Here is a 3,643-nt window from a genome sequence, read left to right as displayed (position 1 = left end):
TCCTTGTCCTCGAAACGAGGCAGGGACTCGTCGTGCAGGGACGTGACGATGAAGATGTCGTAGCCGAGAAGCCTCAGCTGCTCGCTCAGGCGGTCCTGGTAGCGTTCGATTCCGCCCAGGTAGGGCAGGAAGAACTCCATGAAGATCCCGACCTTGGTGGGGCGATGAGAGCGGTCAGCCATTGACGGACTCCGTTTCGGTGGGCGCGTTGCGGACGGGAATGAGCATGAATGCGACGAAGAGCGTCGCGAGCAGGGCCATGGTTGAAGCATAGGCTAAGGAGGCTCCCATCATGGCGAAGGAGCAGACGAGTGGCGTGGCCGCCAGGTAGGCTGCCCCACCGGCGATGACGAATGCGATGAGGACCGCGCGTAGGCGGCGCATGGTTGCCAGCGCGTAGTAGAGGATGACGCCGGCCGCGTTGAGGGCGCCACCGAGGACGAGCACCATCAGTTCGGGCACGTAGTCGGACACGTCCGTGCCAAACACGAGGGTCAGGAGTGGAGCGCCGATGACGTAGGTGACGAGCGCGACGAGGATGAAGGCGAGCGCGGTCGTCATCAGGCCGCGGCGGATGATCGCGAAGAACTCGTTGTGTTTGCCTTCGGTCCAGCGCAGTGCCATGCGGGTGAGGAGCGGGCGGAAGACGAACAGGGACAGCATGTTGATGGCGACCGCCGGCATGTAGATGATCGCGAAGACGCCGAGGTCTTCGTCGCCGAGGGTCGCGTGGATTGCGAAGCGCGGAGCGTTGGCCAGGTACTGGTTGAGGAACGCGGCGATGAACAGGGGCAGGCATTCCCACAGGATTCCGCCGATGCCTCGTAGATTGAATGAGGGTAGCAGGGGGAACAGGCCGCGCGCGGGGATCCCGTAGGCAACGACGAGCACGAGGCAGGTGACCGCGAAGGTGACGAGCGTGGACAGGCGCAGGTCCTGGGTGACCCAGTACAGGCCCGACCACAGGAACGTTGTCGTGAAGATGCGCGCGAAACAGGCTTTGCCGGCGATGTCGAGGCGCCCGGAGCGCTGAAACTCCGAATAGTACACGTCCTCGAAGGCGTCGAAGATGCGCAGCAGCGCCATCGCCGCGATGACGGTGAACGCGGGGTAGGGGTCCTTCGTCGAGGAGTTCCACGAGTGGATGAGGATCAGGCACACCATGACCAGGCAGGTGAGGATGCGCGTCGACAGGTAGGTCCCGAAGTCGAAGCGGCGACGCACGTCGGTGACGTGGAAGGTACGCACCTCGTACAGGCCCACCGTCTGGTACTGCTGGCCGATCGCCAGGGCCAGAGTGAAGAGGCCGTATTGGGCGCGCGCGAAAGAATCCGTGGTGCCCGAGCGCATGATCGCCACGCCCATGATGACCACGGCGAGGCTCGACATGAGGGAGGCGGCCGTGTTCCACAGGTAGTCGCGCCCGAGCTGGCCGCGCGATTCGAGGGCTTCCTCGGTGGTTTCGACGGCTCCGCCGGGGTCCGAGGCCTCGGGTAGGGACGAGGCCGTGGTGTCCTTCTCGCTCACGCGTCGGCTCCGTCCTGCGAGGAGGGGCCCGGGTCATGGGGGCCAAACACGATATGGAATGGCTCGTGGGTGACCCGATCCTGCGGATCGGGAATACACATGTAGTCCCCGTAGCCGCGCGTCAGCACGACGTCATAGGCGGCGGGGATGCGCACGGTGATGTCGTCGAAAGGCACGGAGCGGGCGGGGAAGAGCTCGCCCTCCGAGGCGCTCCAGCGGCGCGGGTCGCGCGTGGAGAAGTCGCCGTAGAGCGTCGTGCCGTCGGGCGCCATCTGCGGGTTCTCGCGACCCTTCAGGGCGGATCGCAGCCAGCGGCGGTACAGGGTGGCCTCGTTCACGCGCAGCGCCCGCATCCCCCAGTGCGCGCACGCCATGGCAGCCGAGGCCAGCTGGCGTGCCGGCGTGGGCAGTCCGGTCGGCGGGTTGGGGATCGAGCGCAGGAACATGAGGCGCGCCCACAGCCACGTGCCGCGCGACTGGGAGCGGAAGCGCGCCGGATCGTCCGCGATCTGGTCCAGGACGAACAGGTCCACGCCGATCGGCATACGGAAAGAGCGGTCCTTCGCGACTTTCGAGACGAACTCGGAGCCCTTCAGGCCGAGCACGCCGAAGCTGATTGGATAGTTCGGGTGCGTGGCGGGCGAGGCAATGAAGAACTCTTCTCCGAGGAGGGCGGGGGCCTCGGCAATGAAACGCTCGTAGTCCGCGCGCGGCATGCACACGTCCCCGTCGTCGTCCCACGGGATGAAGCCATGGTGACGCACCGCGCCGATCGCCGTGCCGCCGTAGGCGACGTAGCGCACGCCCAGGAGGGTGCACACGCGGTCGATTTCAGCCAGGCACCGCTTGGTGACGCGCTGAATGGCTGCCAGGGTTGCGGGATCTGCCTCGCTCATGTCTCTCCGATCGCTCGATGGGGCCCGGGGCCTACAGGGAGTCGGCGTAGGGGCCGAAGTCGATGACTGCGGCCTCGTGGTTGTAGCGCTGCTCCGGGGGCGGCAGCTGCATGTAGTCGCCGTAGCCGCGGCGCAGCAGCGCGTCGTACTGGTTCTGAATCATGACCGTGATGTCTTCGAAGGGGACGTCGCGCGTGGGGAAAAATTCCTCCTCGCGCACGATCCAGTTCTGCGGGTCGCGCATCGTGAAGTCCGCGTAGACGCCCGTGCCGGTCCCCTCGTAGCGGCGCACCGCTTTCTCCCAGCGCTCCTGCAGGCTGCGAGGCGTCGCACGCGCGGCCTTCAGGCCCAGGTGCGCCACCGTCGTCGCGGAGAAAATCAGTGCCTTCTTCCACGCGGGGGTGTTGATCAGGTGGGGCCGAGGCGTCCCCTGCAGGAACAGGAGGCGACCCCACCACCAGGACTGGCGGGACATCTGGCGGAAGGCTTTCTCGTCTGCTGGGATCTCATCCAGGGGCAGGATGTCCAGGAAGAAGGGCATGCGGTACGCCGAATCCTTATCCGCCTCGGGGATCAGGAGCGTGCCCGGCATGACCATCTTCGTGAACATGAAGGGGAAGTCTTCGCGCGTGCGCGTGTTGTCCAGGCGGAAGCGCTCGTCGAGGAGGGCGGGTGCCTCCGCCAGGAAGCGCTCGTAGTCGGCGCGCGTCATCATCACGTCGATGTCGTCATCCCAGGGGATGAAGCCGCCGTGGCGGATCGCGCCGATCGCGGTGCCGCCGTAGATCGCATAGGACACTCCGATGCGTCGGCACACCCGGTCGAGCTCGGCCAGGATCAGCGTCAGGAGCTTTTGGACCTTGCGCAGGTCGGCGTCGGGCGTCGTCATCAGTCCTCCGAATATGGCAGAGCGGGTGGGCGCGTGCGCGCCCACCCGCCATTGTCTCATGCCTGGGAGCTCGTGACCTTCTCCGTGCGCTTGGGAAGCAGGTCACCCCAGTTGGAGGTGGCCGCCAGGACCGTGCCCACCAGGATCACGACGCAGCAGATGACCTGCGTGAGCGTCGGAATCGTGTGCGGGGGGAACGCCAAGGCGAAGATGATCGCCCATGCCGAGTAGGAGATGTTCAGTGCCATGCCGCGCGAGGCGCCGATCGCCGACAGTGCCTTGTAGTAGAAGAGGTACGAGGCCGTGCCCGCCAGGCCGGCCAGGGCCACCA

At 66.2% G+C, this 3,643-nt stretch carries 3 protein-coding genes and 2 pseudogenes; all 5 read right to left on the bottom strand.

Features of this window, described 5'->3' with window-relative positions:
* A pseudogene (locus tag RYL44_RS10085) lies at window positions 1-182 on the bottom strand (glycosyltransferase family 4 protein); the annotation flags it as partial.
* The gene (locus RYL44_RS10080; RefSeq protein ID WP_314975908.1) at window positions 175-1,527 is read right to left on the bottom strand and encodes a lipopolysaccharide biosynthesis protein; all 1,353 of its coding nucleotides are present in this window, start codon (window positions 1,525-1,527) and stop codon (window positions 175-177) included. The gene RYL44_RS10080 and the pseudogene RYL44_RS10085, both read right to left, overlap by 8 nt.
* Window positions 1,524-2,423 (bottom strand): LicD family protein, encoded by a 900-nt coding sequence (locus tag RYL44_RS10075; protein WP_314975907.1) that lies wholly within the window; start codon window positions 2,421-2,423, stop codon window positions 1,524-1,526. The genes RYL44_RS10080 and RYL44_RS10075 overlap by 4 nt, the downstream gene beginning before the upstream one ends.
* Before the next feature lie 31 nt (window positions 2,424-2,454).
* A complete protein-coding gene (locus RYL44_RS10070; protein ID WP_314805344.1) occupies window positions 2,455-3,312 on the bottom strand; it encodes a LicD family protein in 858 nt (285 codons plus the stop codon).
* A gap of 56 nt (window positions 3,313-3,368) precedes the next feature.
* Window positions 3,369-3,643: pseudogene (locus tag RYL44_RS10065) on the bottom strand (DMT family transporter); the annotation flags it as partial.

This window comes from Actinomyces bouchesdurhonensis (assembly GCF_963540955.1).
GTDB classification, from domain to species: Bacteria; Actinomycetota; Actinomycetes; order Actinomycetales; family Actinomycetaceae; genus Pauljensenia; species Pauljensenia bouchesdurhonensis.
The sequence above is the reverse complement of the archived record's forward strand: the minus strand, read 5'-3'. Positions and strand labels throughout refer to the sequence as shown.